This window comes from Mesorhizobium sp., assembly GCF_004962925.1.
Lineage (GTDB): Bacteria > Pseudomonadota > Alphaproteobacteria > Rhizobiales > Rhizobiaceae > Mesorhizobium.
The window spans coordinates 20,247-41,038 of sequence record NZ_SUEO01000025.1 but is presented as its reverse complement, the minus strand read 5'-3'; the positions used below and the strand labels follow the sequence as shown (position 1 = coordinate 41,038).

Here is a 20,792-nt window from a genome sequence, read left to right as displayed (position 1 = left end):
CGCCGACAATGATGCGCCGGAGTTTTCCGGTGGTTTGCGGGCCGGAGCCGAGACCTGGTCGCGCGACGGGCGCGTCCACGGCCCGGTCTTTCCCGACCTGACGTCCGCCGAGCGTACCGCCGGGCAGACCTATGCGACCAATTTGCCGTCGATGTTCATCGTCGGCCATGTCGATTATGTCCGCACCGTGCGGCTGGTGCCGCTCGGCCCGGAGCGGACCGAACTGACCGCCGAATGGCTTTTTTCGCCCGAAGCGCTCGCCAATCCGACGGCTGATATCGACAACATCGTCGCCTTCGGCAGGCAGGTGCTGGAGGAAGACGCTGATATCTGCGAGGTCAACCAGAAAGGCCTGCGCTCGATGCGCCACAAGGCCGGCGTGCTGATGCCCGAGGAATATGAATTGCACCGCTTCCACAACTGGGTGCGCGAACGGAATACAACGCTTTCACCGACGCCCTGAATATCGGAGAGGTTTGGCCCGCCTTCTTTTGTCCGGGGCAACCGTGATAGTCGTCTTGCAGTGCTGAATCAGATTGCGAGACCATGAGCATCCTTACGCCGATCGCCCCCGTTCAGGATCAATCGAAGCCGAAGCGCATCATCGCCATCGACGTCGCACGCGGCATCGCTTTGCTTGCCATGGCGAGCTACCATTTCACCTGGGATCTCGAATTCTTCGGCTACACCGATCCCGGCCTGACCGCCTTCGGCTGGTGGAAACTCTACGCGCGCTGCATCGCCTCGACCTTCCTGTTCCTGGTCGGCGTCAGCCTGTTCCTCGCCCATGGCAAGCAGATCCGCTGGAACGGCTTCTGGAAACGCTTCGCCATGGTCGCCGGGGCAGCGCTCGCCATATCCGCCGCCACAAGGCTTGCCACGCCCGACAGCTTCATCTTCTTCGGTATCCTGCACGAGATCGCGCTCGCCAGCCTGGTCGGCCTGGCGTTTCTGCGCCTGCCGGCGCTGCTGACGCTTGTTGTCGCGGCTTTCGTCATCACCGCCCCGCTCTACCTCAGGTCCGAGATCTTCGACCATCCCGCCCTGTGGTGGGTCGGCCTGTCGGCAACCAATCCGCGCTCCAACGACTATGTCCCGCTGTTGCCATGGTTCGGCGCCGTGCTTGCGGGCATCGCGGCGGCGAAACTCGCCGCTGCCTCGGGCGTGCTGACGCGGCTGGCGGGCCTGACGCTCGGCCGCTGGACAAATCCGCTGGTCTTTATCGGTCGGCACAGCCTCGCCTTCTATCTGATCCACCAGCCGGTGCTGATCGGCTCGGTCTGGCTGCTTTCGCAAGTCATGCCTGCACCGGTCGAAACCAGACAGGTGACCTTCCTGAAAGAATGCCAGATGTCGTGCGAGCCATCGCGCGACACGGAGTTCTGCTCCAGCTATTGTGTGTGCATGCTCGATACGCTCGAGGGCGAGGCGACGCTTGATCGGCTCTACAGCAACGACCAGGCTGCGGACTGGAAGGCACATCTCGACGAGCTCGCCGGCGCCTGCACAGCCAAAGCCGACAGCACTTTGATGGAGGGAGGAGCACAATGACCGACCATCAGCCTAAACCGGGGCAGCCTAAACCGGGGTTCATACCGTGGCCACCGCTGATCTACCTCGCAGCCATCGCCGTCAGCATCGCGCTTGGCCTGCTCTATCCGCTGCCATGGATCGGCGGCCTTCTGGGCGACATCCTGTTCGCGGCCGGCTGGGTGGCATTGTTCGGCGTCGTCGCACTCTGGTTTACGGCGATCCGCACCATGATCCGGGCAAAGACGACGCTCCATCCGAACGCCGTGCCGGACCACCTGGTCACATCAGGCCCCTTCGCCGTCAGCCGCAACCCGATTTATCTGGCCAACACGCTGCTGCTGATCGGCGTGGCCCTTGTCTCGGGGATCGTATGGTTCCTGCCGCTGGCGATCATCGCGGCCTTCGCAACGCAGAAGATGGCGATCGAAGGCGAGGAGAAAATCCTGGCGACGAAATTCGGCAAGAAATACCGGGATTACGCGAAAAAGGTGCGGCGCTGGATTTGAGGCGTGCGGCAAAGGCCGCTCAGGTGTTGACGCCGAGCTCCACCAACCGCTCGACGCAGGATTCCTCAGCCTGGTCGAGCTCCGCCAGGGTCTCTTCGAGGTCGCGGCGCTTCTGGCGCAGATCCTCGCGCTTTTCCTCGATGCGCTTGATCATCAGATTGAGTTGACCGACCTCCCCGGGCGGCTCCTTGTACATCTGGATGATTTCACGGATTTCGTTGATCGAAAAGCCGAGCCTCTTGCCGCGCATGATCTGGCGGATGAGATGCCGGTCCGACGGGCGAAACAGCCGCGTGCGGCCGCGCCGTACCGGCTGCACCAGCCCCTCGTCCTCATAGAAGCGCAGCGTCCGCGTCGAAACATCGAATTCGCGGGTCAGTTCGGTGATCGAATAATATTCCCGCATCATCACTCCAAATGCCCGGAAAGCGGCGCGATCGCCCATCATGCGGCGATGCCCTTCATTCACAAAAGGGCTCGTCCCGTACCGGAATCGATCGGTTGGCTCTCCGTCAAAACTTCGCACGCAACTTACGTAAAAGTCAATTGAAGCGCCTTATCCGGCTCCCGCGCCCAGATGCAGCCACCAGGTTGCAAGGCTAAGGAAGGCGAGGAAACCGATGACGTCGGTAATCATCGTCGTGAAGATTGATGACGAAATCGCCGGATCGGCGCCGAGCCTGTCGAGGAACAGCGGAATCAGAATGCCGCCGAGTGCCGCAGCCAGCATGTTCACGATCATCGCCGCGGCAATGACGAAACCGAGATCGGGATTGTGAAACCAGAGGCCGGCGACCAGCCCAAGGATCGCCGCAATGAGCATGCCATTCAGCAAGCCGACCACAACCTCGCGGCGAATAACGCGGCCGGCATTGTAGATATCGAGGTCGCGTGTGGCGAGCGCGCGCACGGTCACTGTCATCGTCTGCGTGCCGGCATTGCCGCCCAGCGAGGCGACGATCGGCATCAGTGCGGCAAGTGCGACCATTTCCTCGATCGTCGCACCGAACATACTGATCACCGAGGCCGAGATGAAGGCCGTCCCGAGGTTGACCAGAAGCCACGGGACGCGCGAGCGCGAGGTCGAGAAAATACTGTCCGAGAGTTCTTCGTCGCCGACACCACCCATGCGCAGCAGATCCTCCTCTGCTTCCTGCTGGATGACGTCGACCACGTCGTCGATCGTCAGCACGCCGACCAGCCGGTCATTCTCGTCGACGACGGCGGCGGAGAGAAGGTCGTATTGCTCGAATTCGCGCGCCGCCTCTTCCTGGTCCATCTTGGCCGGAATGGCGTGCCTGGTCTCATGCATGACCTCTTCGACCTTGACCGAACGCTTGGTGCGCAGGATCTGGTCGAGATCGATGGCGCCGAGCAGCTTGAAGCTCGGATCGATGACGAAGATCTGGCTGAAGCGGTCGGGAAGGTTCTGGTCCTCGCGCATGTAGTCGATGGTCTGGCCGATCGTCCAGAACGGCGGCACCGCGACGAACTCCGTTTGCATGCGGCGGCCAGCGGTTTCTTCCGGATAGGCGAGCGAGCGGCGCAGCCTGATCCGCTCGGTGAACGGCAGTTGCGACAGGATCTCGTCCTGGTCTTCCTTTTCGAGGTCCTCGAGAATGTAGACCGCGTCGTCGGAATCGAGGTCCTGCACCCCCTGGGCGATCTGCGCGTTGGGCAGATTGTCGACGATGTCGCGGCGTATCGCCTCGTCGACCTCGGTCAGCGCGGAAAAGTCGAAGTCGGCGCCCAACAATTCGACCAGCGCGCGGCGCTGTTCGGGATGAAGCGCCTCGAGCAGGTCGCCGAGTTCCGATTGGTGCAGGTCGTCGACTTCACGCTTCAGCGTCAGCGTGTCGCGATCGGCGATCGCTGCGCCGATCTGGGCAAGGAACGACGACAGAATGGCGCCGTCCTCGCCATAGATGTCGGCGTGGCTGTCTTCAGCGGCCCTGGCGCCGGTCGTCTTTTCGTCCTGGTCTTCCACCAGCGCCTCCCGCCATCAGAATTCCGGAAAAGGTGCCCGTCAGGTCTAGAGCATCGGACCCAAAAGTGGAAACCGGTTTTGGCAAAATCCGATGCCCAAACACAAAGATAGAGCGACGGCACGTCTAGACTTGAGAGTCCGCCGCCCTATGACGCAACGCACGGGAATATCAAACGAAAATGCGCCCTGTCCTGTAGGGAGGCGAAGGCTGATGCGACTTGGATTACCGGACGGGCGATCGTTTACTCCTGATCGTCCGAAACGGGAACGGATCGATCATCTGGCTTCATCGCCTTTGGTAGAGGCGCCAAGATGAAACCACGATTGCGCAACAAAACTTAACATCACTTCACGCATGCGGCCACTTTCATCTGAAATGGTGAGAGCATCGGGGGCTTATCGCCTCGCTATACTGGAGCACGCATGTTCGCCAAAATGGACTCTGGAATATTTGCCGGCCGGGCATCTCTTGCAGCGATGGCCATCCTGTTTTCAACGCATCCGGGAGTAGCCCTTGCCGCCGACGCCATTGCCGTGAATTCAGACGATTTCCTCCCACCGCCCGAACCTTCCCGTTTCGGGCGCATCGAGCAAAAACTGGCCGATTGGCATGTTGTCGTAGGCGGCGGCGCGATCATCGTTCCAAAGTACGAGGGCAGCGACGAGTTCAAGGTCATGCCGGTGCCCTTTGTCACGGCGACATTCCGCGACGTGGTGACGATCGATCCGACAGGCGCCGACATTGCCATCTATGAACAAGACCGGTTCGAATTCAGCGCGCGGCTTGGTTATGAAATGGGCCGCGATGAAGACGATGCCGACCGTCTGCGCGGGCTGGGAGACATCGGTATGGGCGCCACCGTCGGCGGGAAAGCCGCCGTGAATTTCGGCCCGGCTGAAATCTTCGCGCAAGTGGACAAGACAATCGGCGGCAGCGATGGCCTGGTGGGTGAGGTCGGGATCGAGGTCAGCCAGCCGCTGTCCCAATCATTGCTGGTCGGCGCCCGCGCTTCCGCCGTCTTCGCCGACGAAAATCATATGCAGGCCTATTTCGGCGTCACACCGGAACAATCGGCTCGCTCCGGCCTGGCGCGCTACGATGCCGGCGCCGGGTTGAAGCGCGCCGATTTTTCGGTCTCCGCCACATATCTGCTCAACCAGAACTGGATGGTGCGCGGCGAAGCGGGAATCGGCGTTCTCGTGGGTGACGCCGCCGACAGTCCGATCGTCGTCGACAAGATCCAGCCTTCAGGCATGCTTCTCGTCGGATATCGGTTCTGACCGCCCACACAGGTATCAGTCCAGGCAATGGCAAACGTCGCACGACACCAAGCCGATTTGAACGCCGAGTCCAAATCGACAAGGCAAGTTTGGCGTATCCTTATTGTCGAAGACGATGTCGAGATCGCGCGCATGCTGGGCGAAACGCTCACTGAAAACAGCATGATCGTGGAAATAGCCGAGAGCGGCGTCCGGATGGACGCCGCTTTTCGCAAGCAGAAATTCGATCTCATCGTGCTCGATGTCATGCTCCCCGGTGAAAACGGCCTCAGCATCTGCCGCCGTCTTCGGGCACAAATGAACGTTCCGATCCTGATGCTGACCGCGCTTGGCGAAGAAATCGACCGTATCTTCGGATTGGAAATCGGCGCGGACGACTACGTGACGAAACCATTCAGCGCGCGCGAATTGACGGCCAGGATACGGGCGTTGCTGCGCCGCACGGCCTCCGCTCCCGACGAGCGGGATTGGTCGAGAGTGCTTCGTTTCAACGGCTGGCGGCTCGACCCCATACGTCGCCAATTGCATGATCCGAGCAATGCGCGGGTTTCGACCACGACACATGAATTCGACCTGTTGCTTGCGTTCTGCCGTAACGCCGGCCGGGTTCTCTCACGCGAGGAGCTGCTCGGCGTAACCCATGCCGGGCTTGCCGGCCCGATCGAGCGAAGCGTCGATGTCCATATCAGCCGGATTCGCCAGAAGATCGAAAAGGATGCGCGCAATCCGGAGCTTCTCAGGACTGTTCGGCTGGGTGGCTACATCTTCACCGCGACGGTGGAGGAAGCATGAGGAATTTCATCCGCCGCAGCCTGCCGCAGTCAGTGCGTGGGCAACTTGCGGCAATCATTTTCGTCGCGGTGATTGTGATCACGTCTACCGGATCGGCCATCGAAAGTTTTACGAAGAATATCGACCTGCCCGTTATTGACGACAGTGTCATACGAGCCACCGTTGTCGCCGGTTTGTTGCGCGAAGCACCAGTGGAGGCTCGCAACGAGATTCTGGCAGCGACGGCTCGTGTGGGCTTGGATTTCAAGATAATTTCGAAGGAACAGATCGACGGTATTCCATATTCTTATATGCAGTGGCGAAACATCGAGCGGTTTCTCGGCTTCGGGAAGAGGCCGATTGAGGGCCGATGGCTGACTGTCGATGGTCAATCCGCGTTTGTCATTGGCCTGGATCAGCAGACTATCCTGGCTCACCTCGGAGTACCCGATGCCTTACTGACATCAGACCTCGTCCGTTCCTTGTTCTACAAGTTTATGGCTTTCATCGCCTTGCCCACCTTGATCTGGCTCTTTGCGGTATGGACCGTAACGGAGCCGTTGAAACGCATCTCGGCGGCCGTCGGTTCGGCCGAGATCGAGAATGGCGACGAGCTTTTCGTCGAACGCGGCTCTGTCGAGATGGTCGGCCTGGCGCGCGCTCTGAACAGGATGAGAACACGCATCCGGACGATGATCGAAAACCGCACGCGCATGTTGCGCAGCGTCAGCCACGATCTGCGCACGCCTTTGACGCGGCTGCGGCTTCGCGCCGAGCGCATGGACGATGGGCTCATCCGAACCGCGATGCTGTCCGATATCCAGCATATTGAAGATCTGGTCGACGAGACCTTGACCTATCTGCGCAACGACGTCTCGACAGAGAAGCTGCAGCGTGTCGACATCGCCAGCGTGCTGCAAACCGTCTGCGCCGAATTTTCGGATGTCGGGTTTCCGGTCTCATATTCCGGGCCGGACCGGCTTCTGGGCTGGTGCAAACCCAATGCGTTGGCGCGGGCGATCACCAATCTCTGCGACAACGGCGTCAGGTTCGCCGGCAACGTCACCGTCGCATTGACGCAGACCGATACAGGGGCGCGCATCGCGGTCGTCGATGATGGGCCGGGCATTCCGATCACCGCGCGCGCCCGCGTCTTCGAACCGTTCTTCAAGGAGGACACGTCGCGCGGTGGTATGTCGAAGCATGGCTTCGGTCTGGGCCTCTCGATCGTTGCGGACATCATCCAGTGCCACGGCGGCAAGATCGAATTGCAGGACAACCAGCCAACCGGGCTCGTCGTTACCGTCGATCTGCCGAATGGACCAAGTGTCCAGCCGTCATAAGACGGCCCGCACCGAGAGGACACGGTGTGTTGGACCAGGGCAGCAAAATCGGGGCTCTCAATATTTGCCGATGGAGGCTGGGTTGCCTATATAGTTGAACCTGCGCTCGCTTCGACCGCGGGCGTGCGGAGATCAATCGTAGAGAAGGATACAGATGCCGAACGACAACTCGGATGCGGCGATACCTAGAATTGCACTCATTTCAACCCACGGCTACGTTGCGGCAAACCCGCCACTGGGAGCGGCCGATACCGGCGGACAGGTAGTCTATGTCCTGGAACTGGCCAAAAAGCTGGCCCAATTGGGGTATGCCGTCGATATCTGGACGCGGCGATTTGAAGACCAGCCGCCCCTCGACGAAGTGGCCGACGGGGTTCGTGTCCTGCGTGTCGTCTGTGGCGGACCCGATTTCATTCCGAAGGAATATCTCCATCGCCACCTGCTCGAGTGGTGTGAAAACGCGCTGCGCCTAATTCGCAGGGAAAACCTCTCCTACGACTTCATCAACAGTCACTACTGGGATGCGGGCGTGGCGGGGCAACGACTGTCGGAAGCGCTCACTATCCCGCACATCCATACGCCGCATTCTCTCGGCATATGGAAGCAGCGCCAGATGAAGACGGACTACCCGGACAAGGCCGATACATTCGAGGCCGAGTTCAATTTCACCGAGCGCATAAAGCACGAGACGATCATCTATCGAAGCTGCGCCATGGTGATTGCAACAACGCCGCCGCAGGTGGACATGCTGGTCGAGGACTACAGTCTCGAGCGCGACCGCGTGCACATGATCCCGCCCGGCTACGACGACAACCGGTTCTTCCCCGTCAGCGAGGCTTCTCGCCGGCTGATCCGCCACCGGCTCGGCTTCGAGGGGCGAACGATCCTGGCGCTCGGCCGGCTCGCCACCAACAAGGGCTACGACCTGCTGATCGATGCGTTTTCTGTGGTGGCGCCGCGTGTGCCGGATGCGGTCCTGAGGCTCGCTGTCGGCGGCGAGAACATGGACGAGCAGGAACAGAAAATCCTGAATCAGCTCAAGGAACAGGTTGAACAGCTAGGCTTGCAGGATCGTGTCGTCTTCTCCGGTTATGTAGCCGACGAGGATCTGGCCGACACCTATCGTGCGGCGGACATGTTCGTGCTGTCGAGCCGCTACGAGCCGTTCGGCATGACCGCGATCGAGGCAATGGCCTGCGGAACGCCCACCGTGGTTACGATCCATGGCGGCCTTTATCGCTCGATCAGCTATGGCCGGCACGCCCTCTTCGGCGATCCGTTCGACAAGGAAGATCTGGGCATCACGATCGTCAAGCCTATGAAGCACCCGCGCCTCTACGGCCGATTGGGCCGCATGGGTGCGCACAAGGCGCGCAGCCTATTCACCTGGACAGGTATCGCGCAACAGCTGGTCAGCCTCGTCGAGGGACGTCCGGTGTTGAAGGCGGTCGACGACCATGATTGGGACGAGCCGTGGAACGACGGCGATTGAGACCGATCGCGCTTTTGTCGAGTGATCTCGACGGGACGCTCGCAGGCCATGCGCCGGCGACGTCACGCTTTCGTTCCAAATGGGAAGCGCTCGCCCCCGAGCACCGACCGATTCTCGTCTACAACAGCGGTCGTCTGGCCGACGACATTTTGAACTTCGTCGACGAAATCGGCCTGCCGGCGCCGGACTACGTGATCGGGGGTGTCGGCACGATGCTAGCCGGTCCGCGGCACAGCTCGCGCCCCGCACGCGTTACTGATCTGGAGCACTTTACCCAGAGGTTTTCGGAGGGCTGGTCTCTTGAAAAAATCGATGCGGTGCTCGGATCGCTCAAAGACACCGTCCGGCAACCCGACGGCTACCAACACGCCTTCAAATCGAGCTGGTACCTGCACGACGCAAGTCCGGACGCCCTTGCCAGCATCGAGCGTGCGCTGGTCGAAGCCGGCCTGTCGGTGACGATGGTCTATTCGAGCGGGCGCGATCTCGACATCCTGCCGCGCTCAGCAGACAAGGGGCAGGCACTGGCCTGGCTCTGCAATGAACTCGGCATCAGCCTTGATGAGGTGGTCGTCGCCGGCGATACCAACAACGATCGCAGCATGTTCGACCTGCCGGGTGCGCGCGGGATTGTCGTCGCCAACGCCCTTCCCGAACTGCGTGACATGGCTCAGGACAACCCGCTGATTTACAACGCGAAGGAACAGTTTGCCTTTGGTGTCGTCGAAGGCCTCGTTCATTGGTCGGTGTTTGAGGGCGCCCAATCCTGAACTGGAAATCCAATCCTGAACTGGAAATAGGATCTCCTTGTCAGGGTTTGAGCGCCCATACCGTCGCGTGCAGAACGGCACCCGCTTCGGCGATGAGACGTGCGGATTGTATCGGCTCAAAACCGCTGATCCGTTTCGTGCCAGCCCAACGACCGCGATCCGCGAACACCTCGATCGATCCGTAGTCGAGGAATATCCGCAGCCGTTTTGGACGGGCTCCCTTGGCGATATAGTGAGGAGATTCCGCCGCGTCGTCTCCATGACAAATGGCAAGTCCCTCGTCGTCGACGACAACGTCGAGGCGGACAGTTGGATGTTCGAGCTTCAGGTGGAAATGGACACCCGGTTTTTCCAACTCGAACAGGATTTCGACGGCGCCATTGATAAAGCTTACCTGCTCTCCGGCTGCCAGGCGCGTTCGGTCCAGAATATGGCTCCGCAGGCTCTCGGCAGCCCCGATCGGCGGGGTATGCAACTCGCCTGCAGACAGATGGATATTGCGCGGCAACGTCATGGCTGTGGGGAAATCGATCGCCGGTCCGGTGTCGGCCCAGTTGGCAAGCCAGCCTATACCGACGATAGCATCACCGTCGACGAAGGCCTGGAAGGCGTAATTATCCGTCCCGAAGTCCAGCTCCTGCTCGAATTCCTTGGCAAAGGTCTGACCATCGAACCAGCCTACAACGGCCATTGTCAGGTTCTTGCGCCGGGTGGACTGGTCCTCGCTGTTCATCAGCCCGAGAATTAGAACCCAGCGCGTCGCGGGATCTGTCGCAGGCCCGTCGAGCGGCAGCAGACAGGGACATTCGATCGCCGTCGTCCGATAGTGTTTCTCGACCAGAAGCTTGCCGATATACGTCCAGCCGCTGGCCGCCGTATGGTCATGGGTTTCGTAGAGCAGGACAACGCCGCCTTCGTTGCTCTGGCTGCCCAGCAGCATTTTCCAAAGGCCATCCGGCCCCTTGAACACGTATGGGTCGCGAAAATCCGCTGTCAGTCCCTCGTCAAGCGGACGGTATGGCAAGATGACGTCCGCATTTCCCGCCATGATGAGGTCGCTGGAAGTGGCAGTGAGTTGGATTTGCTGTTCTGGGATGCGGTCCTGTACCTGCTCGGTAAAAAAGACGCGAATGCCCGGGCCATCGGCAAGCGGGACGGCCGAGCCGGAATACGCACCGCCCCGTCGGTCGGGCCGTGCGGTAAGATCTTCCGATGGGAACAGGAAGATAGGCATGTGGCGCCACCGCAAATAATCCGAAGATACGGCGTGCCCCCAATGCATCGTGTTCCAGCGAAGACCATGGGAATAATGCTGATAAAAGAGATGTGGGCGACCTCCAAACCGGCCAAATCCGTTGGGATCGTTCATCCAGCCGAACGGCGGACGAAAATGATAGCTGTCGGGGATCTTCGGCGGCGCATTTCCCGGATTGGTGTGGAGAACTGTAATGCCGGTCTCCAGCACGTCGGCCAACGCGAACCAGTAGGCAACCGACACCGAGGTTTGATCCGTGTCGTAATCCAGTTCGACGCTGCCACCGCCGAAGACGTGAAAAATTCTGAATTCATACTCTTCGGCGTTCGTAACGCTCACCTCGCCGAACTTGCCGCGGACATTGGAAAAAGACAGCGATCCCGGAACGTTCGGCTTGGTCGCCTTGAGCCAGATATGAAACGTGGCGTTGACTGGCAGGTCGGCATGCAGGCGTCGAATGGTGTCCCCTCCCGCAATCCTTACCTGGACCTGGCTGTCACTCATGAGATGGCTCCGTTCCATGCGGCGTTCCCGGACAGATAGAGTATCAAACCCGGTTTTCGACCTGGAAATGTGTTGCAGAAGGTTAAAGCTGGATCTTCACTTTGGCAAAGCCGTCCGGATCGACAGCCTTCGACTTCAATCGCTGCACGGGATCGCCGCCAGCATCGGCCTCAGCGCCTTGGCGCAAGGCGCGGGAATACCAAACAAAATGCGCCCTTCCCCATTGCGGCCAGAAGCCGGCATCTTACGAGAGCGACATGGTGTCCCCCGTCCAATGACAGTCGTTCGTCTGCAGGTGGGGTTCTGTACTATAACCACATTCTACGAAATCTTCGCGCCCGCCCGTCCGGACCAACTGCCGGGTTGGGTCGGACCGTCGGTCCTGCGCTATGACTGAAAGCTGAATTTTAGGAGAGTCTCATGGCCATCGGTCCTGACACCAAAGGTGTCTACACCATTGCCCCGACGCCGTTCGAGGCGGATGGCAAGATCGACTGGGAATCACTCGATTCGATGGTCGATTTCTACGAGCGCTGCGGCGTCGATGGGATGACCATCCTCGGCATCATGGGCGAGGCCCCGAAGCTCGACGCCGGCGAATCGCTCGATATCGTCAGGCGTATCGTGGCGCGCACCAAGCTGCCGGTCATCGTCGGCGTCTCTGCCCCTGGCTTCGCCGCCATGCGCAGCCTTGCACGCGCCTCGATGGAGGTCGGCGCGCAGGGCGTGATGATTGCGCCGCCGCCGGCGCTGCGCACCGACGACCAGATCGTCACCTATTTCCGCAACGCATCCGAAGCAGTCGGCGAGGATGTTCCTTTCGTCCTGCAGGACTATCCGCTGACCCTCTCGGTCGTCATGACGCCGGCCGTCATCCGCCGCATCGTCACCGACAACCCGGCCTGCTTCATGCTCAAGCACGAGGACTGGCCGGGACTGGAGAAGATCAGCGCGCTGCGCGGCTTCCAGCAGGACGGCTCGCTGCGGCCGCTGTCCATCCTCACCGGTAATGGCGGCCTCTTCCTCGACTTCGAGATGGAACGCGGCGCCGACGGCGCAATGACCGGCTACGCCTTCCCCGATATGCTGGTCGACGTGGTGAAACTGTCTGCCGCTGGCGAGCGCGACAAGGCGCACGATCTTTTCGACGCCCACCTGCCCTATCTGCGCTATGAGCAGCAGCCCGGCGTGGGCCTTGCGGTGCGCAAATATGTGATGATGAAGCGCGGTGCCATCGCGTCCGACGCCCAGCGCAAGCCGGGCAGCGCGTTGTCGGCGGCGGCCAGACAAGAGGTCGACTACCTGCTTTCGCGGCTGGAAAGCCGCGTCCGCAAACAAGCCTCGAGATAACGCAGCTAGCGGGCTATTTGCCGCGCAATCACATCAAGATAGCCGCGGGAGCGCTTGCGTGAAAACGCGCATTTTTGCCGAGGGGTTCCCGATGGTCCGCTTCGCGGCACAGTTCGGTCTTTGAAGCAGCTGGCATTTGATGGTGGGTCAAACCACGCGGTCAGCGCGCGGCATTCCGCGCAGTGTTTCACCTTGCATAAACAGTCTTGGGAAGAACTGCAGGGAAACAGAAAATAGCGAGATAGAATAATAGCTTATTGGATAAAACTGGTGCGGTCGAGAAGACTCGAACTTCCACGGGTTGCCCCACAGCGACCTCAACGCTGCGCGTCTACCAATTCCGCCACGACCGCACGTGGTAGGAGCCGAAACGAACCGGCTCGCGGCGTGTAGCAAATCGTTTCCGGCGAAACAAGGGCGTGTCGTGCATTAATTGCCCCGGGTTCGGCATTAGCCTGCAAAGGGTTGGAACGTGTTCAGAACTGGACGTTTCAGCCGATTGCCGCCATATGTGAGGCTAATGCATGTCGCCCAAAAGTGCGCAGCGGTTTTGGGACAACGACATGCACATAAAACAAAAATCTAAAGCGCGCCCACGGTTCCCTTCAAACGCGGCGCGCTTTAGACGAGACACGCGATGACAGAACGCAGCCAGATCGCCACGTCGTTCCTGCCCCTGCCCGGTTCGGCGCCGGTCGAATGGCGGATCGAACCCGGCCTCACCGCCTATCCGGATGCGCTTGCCGTGATGGAGGCGCGTGCCGAAGCGATCCGAAGCGGCGCTGCCGGCGAGATGGTCTGGCTGGTCGAGCACCCGCCGCTCTACACGGCCGGCACCAGCGCCCGCCTCGAGGACCTGATCGAGCCGGACCGTTTCCCGGTGTTCGCGGCCGGGCGCGGCGGCGAATACACCTATCATGGGCCAGGCCAGCGGGTCGCTTACGTGATGCTCGACCTGAAGCGTCGGCGCGAGGATGTCCGTGCCTTCGTCGCCGCACTTGAACAATGGATCATCGGCACGCTCGCCACCTTCAACGTGCGCGGCGAACGGCGCGAGGACCGCGTCGGCGTCTGGGTAGTGCGGCCGGATCGCCCCGCTCTGCCCGACGGATCGCCGGCCGAGGACAAGATCGCGGCCATCGGCATCAGGCTGAGGCGCTGGGTGAGCTTTCACGGCATCGCCATCAATGTCGAGCCGGATCTCGCCCACTTCAGTGGCATCGTGCCGTGCGGTGTGCAGGATCACGGCGTCACCAGCCTTGTCGATCTCGGTCTTCCCCTGGGGATGGCCGACCTCGATCTCGCGCTGAAATCCGCATTCGAGGACGTGTTCGGACCCGCCGCACCTGTCCTTGCCGAAGCCGCCCGCAAGGCCGGCTGACAAGGCGGCGCTGAACGTTTCCGCCACGTCTTCCAGCAAATCCTCACATCGCTCCGATCCAGATCGCCATCGAAACGAGGAACGTGCTCATGCACACCAGTGACACGACATCCTGAACAAGATCGGTCATAACTCTCTCCTGTTGTTAGTATGTTCGTATTTTGTTCTAATTTTGTTCGAATGTCAACGACCGCAATCCGAGCGTGCGGCGAAATTCCGGGCGCTCAGTTCGGCAGGGTTAAGGAAAGGTTGATTGGCAAATATCGGCCGTTCGCGCAGTGAACGGCCGTGAAAAGACAACGAGATCAGGACGGCGCTTAGAGCGGAACAACCTTGCCGTCGGCCAGCGTGACGCGACGGTCCATGCGCGAGGCAAGCTCGTGATTGTGGGTGGCGATCAGCGCCGCCAGGCCCGACTGCCGGACAAGTGCGCTCAGCGCCTCGAACACATAGGAGGCGGTGACCGGGTCGAGGTTGCCGGTCGGCTCGTCTGCCAGCAGCACCAGCGGCGCATTGGCGACGGCGCGCGCGATGGCGACGCGCTGCTGCTCGCCGCCGGACAGTTCGGAGGGGCGATGCTGCGCGCGCTTGCCGATCTGCATATAGTCGAGCAGCTGCGCCGACCGCTCGGCAGCCTCCTTGCGCGTCAGCCCTTTTATCAGCTGCGGCATCATGATGTTTTCCAGCGCCGTGAACTCCGGCAGCAGGTGATGGAACTGATAGACGAAGCCGACATCGTTGCGCCGGATCGCCGTGCGCTCGTCGTCGGAAAGCCGCCCGCAGGCGCGGCCGGCCAGAATGACATCGCCGGCGTCCGGCCGTTCCAGCAGTCCGGCTGTGTGCAACAGCGTCGATTTGCCGGTGCCCGAAGGCGCCACCAGCGCCACGATCTCGCCGCGCTTCAGCGAAAAATCGGCGCCGTTGAGGATGGTCAGCTTGCGCGGACCCTGGACATAGTGCCGCTCGACACTCTTCAGCTCGATAATGGCCTCGGCCATCATTCGTACCTCAGCGCTTCGACCGGATCGAGCCTGGCCGCGCGCCATGCCGGAAACAGCGTCGCCAGGAACGACAGCGCCAGCGCCATGAGCACCACCGAGATCGTCTCGCTGGCGTCCATGCGGGCAGGCAGCTGGCTGAGGAAATAGAGCTCGGGATTGAACAGTCTCTCGCCGGCCAGCCAGGAGAAGAACTGGCGGATTCGCTCGACGTTCAGGCAGATTACAACGCCGAGCAGCACGCCGGCGATGGTGCCCACCACGCCGATCGCGGCGCCCGTCATCAGGAAGATGCGCAGGATCGCGCCACGCGTGGCGCCCATGGTGCGCAGGATGGCAATGTCGTGGCCCTTGTCCTTCACCAGCATGATCAGGCCCGAAATGATGTTGAGCGCCGCCACCAGCACGATCAGCGTCAGGATCATGAACATGACGTTGCGCTCCACTTGCAGCGCATCGAAGAATGTCCTGTTGCGTTCTCGCCAGTCGACCATGGTGATCGGCCGCTGCGAAGCCTCCTCGACCTTCGGCTTCAGCGCGTCGACATTGTCGGGATTGTCGACATAGAGCTCGATCGTCTGGGCCCGCCCATCCATGTTGAAATAGAGCTGCGCTTCCGAAAACGGCATATAGACGATGGAGCTGTCATATTCCGACATGCCAACTTCGAAGATCGCCGTGACCGGATAGCCCTTCATGCGCGGCGTCGTGCCGAGCGGGGTGACATCGCCATCGGGCGCGATCAGCGTGATGGTGTCGCCGAGCACAAGACCGAGATTCTCGGCCATGCGGCTGCCGATCGCAACGCCCTCGCTTGTGTCGAAGCCGGCGATCGAACCCTCCTTGATATTGTTGGCGACGATCGAAATCTTGGTCAGATCCTCGCCGCGTATGCCGCGCACCAGCGCCCCTGACCCGCCGCCGACATTGCCTTGCGCCAGCACCTGCCCGTCGATCAGCGGAATGGCGTATTTGACGCCGGGCACGCCATTGATGCGGTTGGCAACCTGCGCATAGTCCTCCAGCGGCATGTCGAGCGGCTGCACGATCAGATGGCCATTGACGCCAAGGATGCGCGTCAGGAGCTCAGCGCGAAACCCGTTCATGACGGCCATCACGACGATCAGCGTGGCAACGCCCAGCATGATGCCGAGGAAAGAGATCGAGGCGATTACGGAGATCACCGTCTCCTTGCGGCGCGAGCGCAGATAGCGCCACGCGACCATGCGTTCGAAAACGGAAAAAGGTCCGGCGGCCGGGGATTTCGCTACTGCGGCTTCGCTCATGCGGCAGAACCGAAGCGTTTCTTCACGTCCGCAATCGGCAGCGTCTCACGCTCGCCAGTCCTGCGGTTCTTGATTTCGATCTCGCCGGCCGCCACGCCGCGCGGCCCGACGATCACCTGCCACGGCAGTCCGATCAGGTCGGCGGTGGCGAATTTGCCGCCCGGCCGCTGGTCGGTGTCGTCGTAGAGCACGTCCTTGCCAACGGCGACAAACGCTGCATGGAGTTCATCGCAGACGCGGTCGCAGTCGGCGTCGCCGGCCTTCATGTTGATCAGGCCAATGTCGAAAGGCGCCACCGCCTCCGGCCAGATGATGCCGTTGTCGTCATGGCTGGCTTCGATGATCGCCGCGACCAACCGCGTCGGGCCGATGCCGTAGGAACCCCCGGAGGCAAAATGATCCTTGCCGTCGGGCCCGGTCACCTTGGCGCCCATCGGTTTCGAATATTTGTCGCCGAAATGGAAGATATGGCCGACCTCGATGCCGCGCGCCGAGACCCTGTCGCTTGTCGCAACCTTCTCCCACGCCGCCTCGTCATGCATCTCGTCGGTCGCGGCATAGGGCGTCGTCCATGTCTTGACGATGTCGCCGATCGCGTCGTCGTTGGAAAAGTCCGTGTCCGCCCCCGGCACATCAAGCGCGAGATAATCGCGATGGCAATACACCTGGCTCTCGCCGGTGTCGGCCAGGATGATGAATTCGTGGCTGAGGTCGCCGCCGATCGGTCCGGTGTCGGCACGCATCGGGATCGCCTGCAGCCCCATGCGCGTGAACGTCCTGAGATAGGACACGAACATCCTGTTATAGGCCGCCCTGGCGCCTTCGAAGTCGAGATCGAAGGAATAGGCGTCCTTCATCAGGAACTCTCTGCTGCGCATGACGCCGAATCGCGGCCGCACCTCGTCGCGGAATTTCCACTGGATGTGATAGAGATTGAGCGGCAGATCCTTGTACGACTTCACATAGGCGCGGAAAATCTCGGTGACCACCTCCTCGTTGGTCGGCCCATAGAGCATGTCCCGATCTTGCCGGTCCTTGATGCGCAGCATCTCCTTGCCATAGTCGTCATAGCGTCCGCTTTCGCGCCACAGCTCGGCGGACTGGATGGTCGGCATCAGGATCTCGAGCGCGCCGGCGCGGTTCTGCTCCTCGCGAATGATTCGGCAGACCTTGTCCAGCACCCTTTTGCCGAGCGGCAGCCAGGAAAAACTGCCTTGCCCCTGCTGGCGGATCATGCCGGCGCGTAGCATCAGCCGGTGCGAGACGATTTCGGCCTCGCGCGGATTTTCTTTGAGGATAGGCAGGAAATAGCGCGACAAACGCATGGACTGGTCCGTGAGAGAGAGTTGCCGCACCGGAATCGGCGCAGCGCTGGGCTTGCTTGCCCCGGCTTCATAGCCATTTCATGACGGAATGGAAACCCGCCCCCAAGCGCCGCAAAGGGTGCCGCAGTGCCACATCCGCCTTGCTGGTCGTTTCGCAAGCAACGCCTGCCATACTATTGTGCAGTGCAGCACGAGATTGCCTATTTCCAGGCAAAATTCTGCGTGACATTTTCACCCGCCTTGGTCTAATGTGCCCCGATAACCGAGAGGGCGGAAAGAAATCTGCCCTCCTACGCGGTCAAAGTCTTGGGAGGATGCGATCTAGGCGCGGTTACTCGCTGCCGCCGGACACCGGAAACAGATCGGACGCGTTTAAATTGCAAGGCCTCGTGCCTTGCATTTTTTTTGTGCAATCATTCGCTTAGCGCGACGTACTGCCAAATCGCTTTATCCAGGCGGGTCGCTCGAAGGTGCGCGGCCGCTTTTGAGATAACGCCATGCACAAAATAAGAAATTGACGCGCGTAAATATACATTCCGTGGGGTGCGCGGCGCTCTTGCGGCAGCTGACAAATCCGGAAGCCGGCTTTGTTTTGCTCCCCATCGGCGCTCGCGTTCAGGGCGACGAATAGTGCGTCGCCCGCTATGCTAACTCTTCGGGCTCAGGCTAAAATCCGGCACGATGTGCGGGATATCGTCGATGCCGAGGCCGAGCCCCCTCGTGATGCCATAGAAGATGCCAAGAAGAACCATCGTGACGATCGTCGTCCGCAGCACGGCGCGCAGCATATGCGGCCCGCGAGGCGCGCTGTGTACCGTGCCCAGCGTCACGTCCTGATCCTCGTCTTGCGTCCTCATGCTGAACGGCAGGACGGCGAACAGCACCACCCACCATGTGATGAAGAACAAGGCGATAAACGAAACCCAGCTCATGCTTGCTCCAGTTCGACCAGCGTGCCGAAGAAATCCTTCGGATGCAGGAACAGCACCGGCTTGCCATGCGCGCCGGTCTTCGGGTTGCCGTCGCCCAGGACGCGGGCGCCGCTGGCCTTGAGGCGATCACGCGCGGCAAGAATGTCGTCGACCTCATAGCAGACATGATGCATGCCGCCCGAGGGGTTCTTCTCGAGGAATGCCGCGATCGGCGAACCTTCGCCGAGCGGCTCCAGCAATTCGATCTTGGTGTTGCCGACATCGACGAACACCACCGTCACGCCATGCTCCAGCAGCGCCTGCGGCGCGGTCACCCGAGCGCCGAGCGTGTCGCGATAGGCCGCCGTCGCCGCGGCCAGATCCGGCACGGCAAGCGCGACATGGTTCAGGCGTCCGAGCATTGACTTCGTCCTTAGGGCAGTAAGGCAATAGGGCAGTATGGGAGTAGGGAAAAACTACTTTCTCCCCCTACTGCCGTACTGCCCTACTCCTCTATTCCCTTACCTTGTGACGAACACTGTCACCAGCGGCTTCTTGCCCCAGGCTTCGTTGGCAGCGCCGCGGACGGCGCGGCGCACTGCCTCCTGCACGAGGTCGAGGTCTTTTCGGCGCTGGCGGGGGATGGAGTCCACGGCGCCGATTGCCGCATCGATCATCAGGTCTTCCAGACTCTCGCCGCGGGCATCGGCCTCGGCGACGCCGATCGCGACCAGATCGGGATCGCCGGCGAGCTCATACTTGTCGTCGAGCACGACATTGACCGCGACATGGCCGGCAAAAGACAGCTTGCGCCGGTCGCGAATGCCCATCGCCTGGTCGGTGCCGATCAGCCTACCGTCCTTGTAGATGCGGCCGAACGGCACCTGGTCGATAATCGTCGCCGCACCCGGATAGAGCCGCAGCATGTCGCCGTCGCGCACCTGCGCCACCTGGCCGATGCCTGACGTCGACATCAGCGAGCCCTGCGCCACCAGATGCGCCGCCTCGCCATGCACCGGCACGCCGATCCGCGGGCGCACCCATTGATACATCTTGCGCAATTCGCTGCGGCGCGGATGGCCGGAGACATGCACCAGCGCATCGCCGTCCTCGATAATCTTGATGCCGAGATCGATCAGGCGATTCTTGATCTCGAGGATCCCCTTCTCGTTGCCGGGAATGGTGCGCGACGAAAACACCACCGTGTCACCAGCCGTCAGCGACACCGATTTCATCTCGTCGCGCGACAGTTTTGCCAATGCCGCAAGCGGCTCGCCCTGGCTGCCGGTGCAGATGATGACGAGGTTTTCGCGCGGGATGAAGCCAAAGTCCTCCTCGGCGATGAATTCGGGCAGCCCGTCCATATAGCCGAGCTCACCGGCAACATCGATGACGCGCTTCAGCGAGCGGCCGAGCACCAGGCACTGGCGGCCGGCATCGCGTGCTGCCTTGGCAATGGAGACGATGCGCCCGACATTGGAGGAAAAAGTGGTGACCGCGACGCGGCCCTTAGCACTCTGGATGACGCCCCTGAGCCCCTCGCCGACCGCCACTTCCGACGGCGACTCTCCTTCCCGCAGCGCATTGGTGGAATCGCAGATCAGCGCCAGCACGCCCTTGTCGCCATAGGCGCGGAAGCGGGCCTCGTCGGTCATCGGTCCGATCGTCGGCGCCGGATCGATCTTCCAGTCGCCGGTGTGGATGACGGTGCCGGCCGGCGAGGTGATCGCCAGCGACATCGGTTCGGGTATAGAATGCGCGACGGGAATAGCCTCGATCTCGAACGGGCCGATGGTGAATTTTTCGCCGGCCCGGTAGATCGTCAACGGGATCTTCGGTGCGCCTTGTTCGCCCTGCCGCTTGGCTTCCAGCAATCCGGCGCCGAACGGCGTCATCCAGACCGGCGCCTTGAGCTTCGGCCATGTGTCGAGCAGCGCGCCGTAATGGTCCTCATGCGCGTGCGTGATGACGATGCCGCGCAGATTGGCGATGTTCTCCTCGATGAAGCGCGTGTCGGGCAGCACCAGGTCGACGCCAGGCAGGCTGGCATCGGGAAAGGTGACGCCGACATCGACGACGATCCATTCGCGCGCATTGGC

Annotated in this window: 20 protein-coding genes and 1 tRNA gene; 10 read left to right on the top strand and 11 right to left on the bottom strand. The window is 61.2% G+C overall.

From position 1 onward, the window contains the following. The 3 genes from E5W87_RS08330 to E5W87_RS08320 all read left to right on the top strand — a co-directional run. Positions 1-463, top strand: a 463-nt coding sequence (locus E5W87_RS08330; protein ID WP_292395790.1) for an SRPBCC family protein, incomplete at its 5' end; no start/stop codon positions are given. 83 nt (positions 464-546) lie between these two features. Further along, positions 547-1,551, top strand: a complete 1,005-nt coding sequence (locus tag E5W87_RS08325) for a heparan-alpha-glucosaminide N-acetyltransferase (RefSeq protein ID WP_292395787.1) — start codon at positions 547-549, stop codon at positions 1,549-1,551. Further along, a complete protein-coding gene (locus E5W87_RS08320) occupies positions 1,548-2,039 on the top strand; it encodes an isoprenylcysteine carboxylmethyltransferase family protein (RefSeq protein ID WP_292395784.1) in 492 nt (163 codons plus the stop codon). The genes E5W87_RS08325 and E5W87_RS08320 overlap by 4 nt, the downstream gene beginning before the upstream one ends. A gap of 19 nt (positions 2,040-2,058) precedes the next feature. Here the strand turns inward: E5W87_RS08320 and E5W87_RS08315 are convergent, their stop codons facing one another. Together E5W87_RS08315 and mgtE are read right to left on the bottom strand one after the other, a co-directional pair. Beyond that, the gene (locus E5W87_RS08315) at positions 2,059-2,445 is read right to left on the bottom strand and encodes a MerR family DNA-binding transcriptional regulator (RefSeq protein WP_023685221.1); all 387 of its coding nucleotides are present in this window, start codon (positions 2,443-2,445) and stop codon (positions 2,059-2,061) included. A 150-nt stretch (positions 2,446-2,595) separates the two neighbouring features. Then, positions 2,596-4,026 (bottom strand): magnesium transporter, encoded by a 1,431-nt coding sequence (gene mgtE / locus E5W87_RS08310; RefSeq protein WP_292395782.1) that lies wholly within the window; start codon positions 4,024-4,026, stop codon positions 2,596-2,598. Positions 4,027-4,449: 423 nt separating this feature from the next. Here mgtE and E5W87_RS08305 point away from each other — a divergent pair, with 423 nt between their 5' ends. Together E5W87_RS08305 and E5W87_RS08300 are read left to right on the top strand one after the other, a co-directional pair. Next, positions 4,450-5,307, top strand: a complete 858-nt coding sequence (locus E5W87_RS08305) for a MipA/OmpV family protein (RefSeq protein ID WP_292395779.1) — start codon at positions 4,450-4,452, stop codon at positions 5,305-5,307. 27 nt (positions 5,308-5,334) lie between these two features. Beyond that, positions 5,335-6,099, top strand: a complete 765-nt coding sequence (locus E5W87_RS08300; protein ID WP_292395776.1) for a response regulator transcription factor — start codon at positions 5,335-5,337, stop codon at positions 6,097-6,099. A 29-nt stretch (positions 6,100-6,128) separates the two neighbouring features. Here E5W87_RS08300 and E5W87_RS08295 read toward each other — a convergent pair whose 3' ends face one another. Next, positions 6,129-6,515: a hypothetical protein gene (locus tag E5W87_RS08295; RefSeq protein ID WP_292395773.1), complete on the bottom strand. Its 387-nt coding sequence runs from the start codon at positions 6,513-6,515 to the stop codon at positions 6,129-6,131. A gap of 123 nt (positions 6,516-6,638) precedes the next feature. On the opposite strand from E5W87_RS08295, the gene E5W87_RS08290 reads away from it, so the two are divergent. From E5W87_RS08290 to E5W87_RS08280, 3 genes are all read left to right on the top strand, one after another. Further along, positions 6,639-7,421, top strand: a complete 783-nt coding sequence (locus E5W87_RS08290) for a HAMP domain-containing sensor histidine kinase (RefSeq protein WP_292395770.1) — start codon at positions 6,639-6,641, stop codon at positions 7,419-7,421. A 154-nt stretch (positions 7,422-7,575) separates the two neighbouring features. Further along, positions 7,576-8,913: a glycosyltransferase family 1 protein gene (locus E5W87_RS08285; RefSeq protein ID WP_292395767.1), complete on the top strand. Its 1,338-nt coding sequence runs from the start codon at positions 7,576-7,578 to the stop codon at positions 8,911-8,913. Beyond that, positions 8,910-9,683: an HAD-IIB family hydrolase gene (locus tag E5W87_RS08280; RefSeq protein WP_292395760.1), complete on the top strand. Its 774-nt coding sequence runs from the start codon at positions 8,910-8,912 to the stop codon at positions 9,681-9,683. The genes E5W87_RS08285 and E5W87_RS08280 overlap by 4 nt, the downstream gene beginning before the upstream one ends. Before the next feature lie 40 nt (positions 9,684-9,723). On the opposite strand, the gene E5W87_RS08275 is transcribed toward E5W87_RS08280, so the two are convergent. Beyond that, positions 9,724-11,442, bottom strand: coding sequence for a GH32 C-terminal domain-containing protein (locus E5W87_RS08275; RefSeq protein ID WP_292395755.1), 1,719 nt, complete (start codon positions 11,440-11,442; stop codon positions 9,724-9,726). 420 nt (positions 11,443-11,862) lie between these two features. Here E5W87_RS08275 and E5W87_RS08270 point away from each other — a divergent pair, with 420 nt between their 5' ends. Beyond that, positions 11,863-12,792 (top strand): dihydrodipicolinate synthase family protein, encoded by a 930-nt coding sequence (locus E5W87_RS08270; RefSeq protein WP_292395752.1) that lies wholly within the window; start codon positions 11,863-11,865, stop codon positions 12,790-12,792. A gap of 268 nt (positions 12,793-13,060) precedes the next feature. Here E5W87_RS08270 and E5W87_RS08265 read toward each other — a convergent pair. After that, positions 13,061-13,145 (bottom strand) — tRNA-Leu (locus tag E5W87_RS08265). 284 nt (positions 13,146-13,429) lie between these two features. Here E5W87_RS08265 and lipB point away from each other — a divergent pair. After that, complete coding sequence (gene lipB / locus E5W87_RS08260) at positions 13,430-14,173, top strand: lipoyl(octanoyl) transferase LipB (RefSeq protein ID WP_292395749.1); 744 nt, start codon at positions 13,430-13,432, stop codon at positions 14,171-14,173. A 317-nt stretch (positions 14,174-14,490) separates the two neighbouring features. Here the strand turns inward: lipB and E5W87_RS08255 are convergent, their stop codons facing one another. From E5W87_RS08255 to E5W87_RS08230, 6 genes are all read right to left on the bottom strand, one after another. Further along, the gene (locus E5W87_RS08255; RefSeq protein WP_185928275.1) at positions 14,491-15,174 is read right to left on the bottom strand and encodes an ABC transporter ATP-binding protein; all 684 of its coding nucleotides are present in this window, start codon (positions 15,172-15,174) and stop codon (positions 14,491-14,493) included. After that, complete coding sequence (locus tag E5W87_RS08250; RefSeq protein WP_292395745.1) at positions 15,171-16,457, bottom strand: lipoprotein-releasing ABC transporter permease subunit; 1,287 nt, start codon at positions 16,455-16,457, stop codon at positions 15,171-15,173. Before E5W87_RS08250 ends, E5W87_RS08255 begins: the two co-directional genes overlap by 4 nt. Then, positions 16,454-17,782: a proline--tRNA ligase gene (gene proS, locus E5W87_RS08245; RefSeq protein WP_292395743.1), complete on the bottom strand. Its 1,329-nt coding sequence runs from the start codon at positions 17,780-17,782 to the stop codon at positions 16,454-16,456. The genes E5W87_RS08250 and proS overlap by 4 nt, the downstream gene beginning before the upstream one ends. 647 nt (positions 17,783-18,429) lie before the next feature. Next, positions 18,430-18,714: a DUF1467 family protein gene (locus E5W87_RS08240; RefSeq protein ID WP_292395740.1), complete on the bottom strand. Its 285-nt coding sequence runs from the start codon at positions 18,712-18,714 to the stop codon at positions 18,430-18,432. After that, on the bottom strand, positions 18,711-19,115 hold the full coding sequence (mce, locus tag E5W87_RS08235; protein WP_292395737.1) for a methylmalonyl-CoA epimerase: 405 nt from the start codon (positions 19,113-19,115) through the stop codon (positions 18,711-18,713). Before mce ends, E5W87_RS08240 begins: the two co-directional genes overlap by 4 nt. Positions 19,116-19,214: 99 nt before the next feature. Further along, positions 19,215-20,792 (bottom strand): ribonuclease J (locus E5W87_RS08230; protein WP_292395734.1); only part of this gene is annotated, 1,578 nt, incomplete at its 5' end.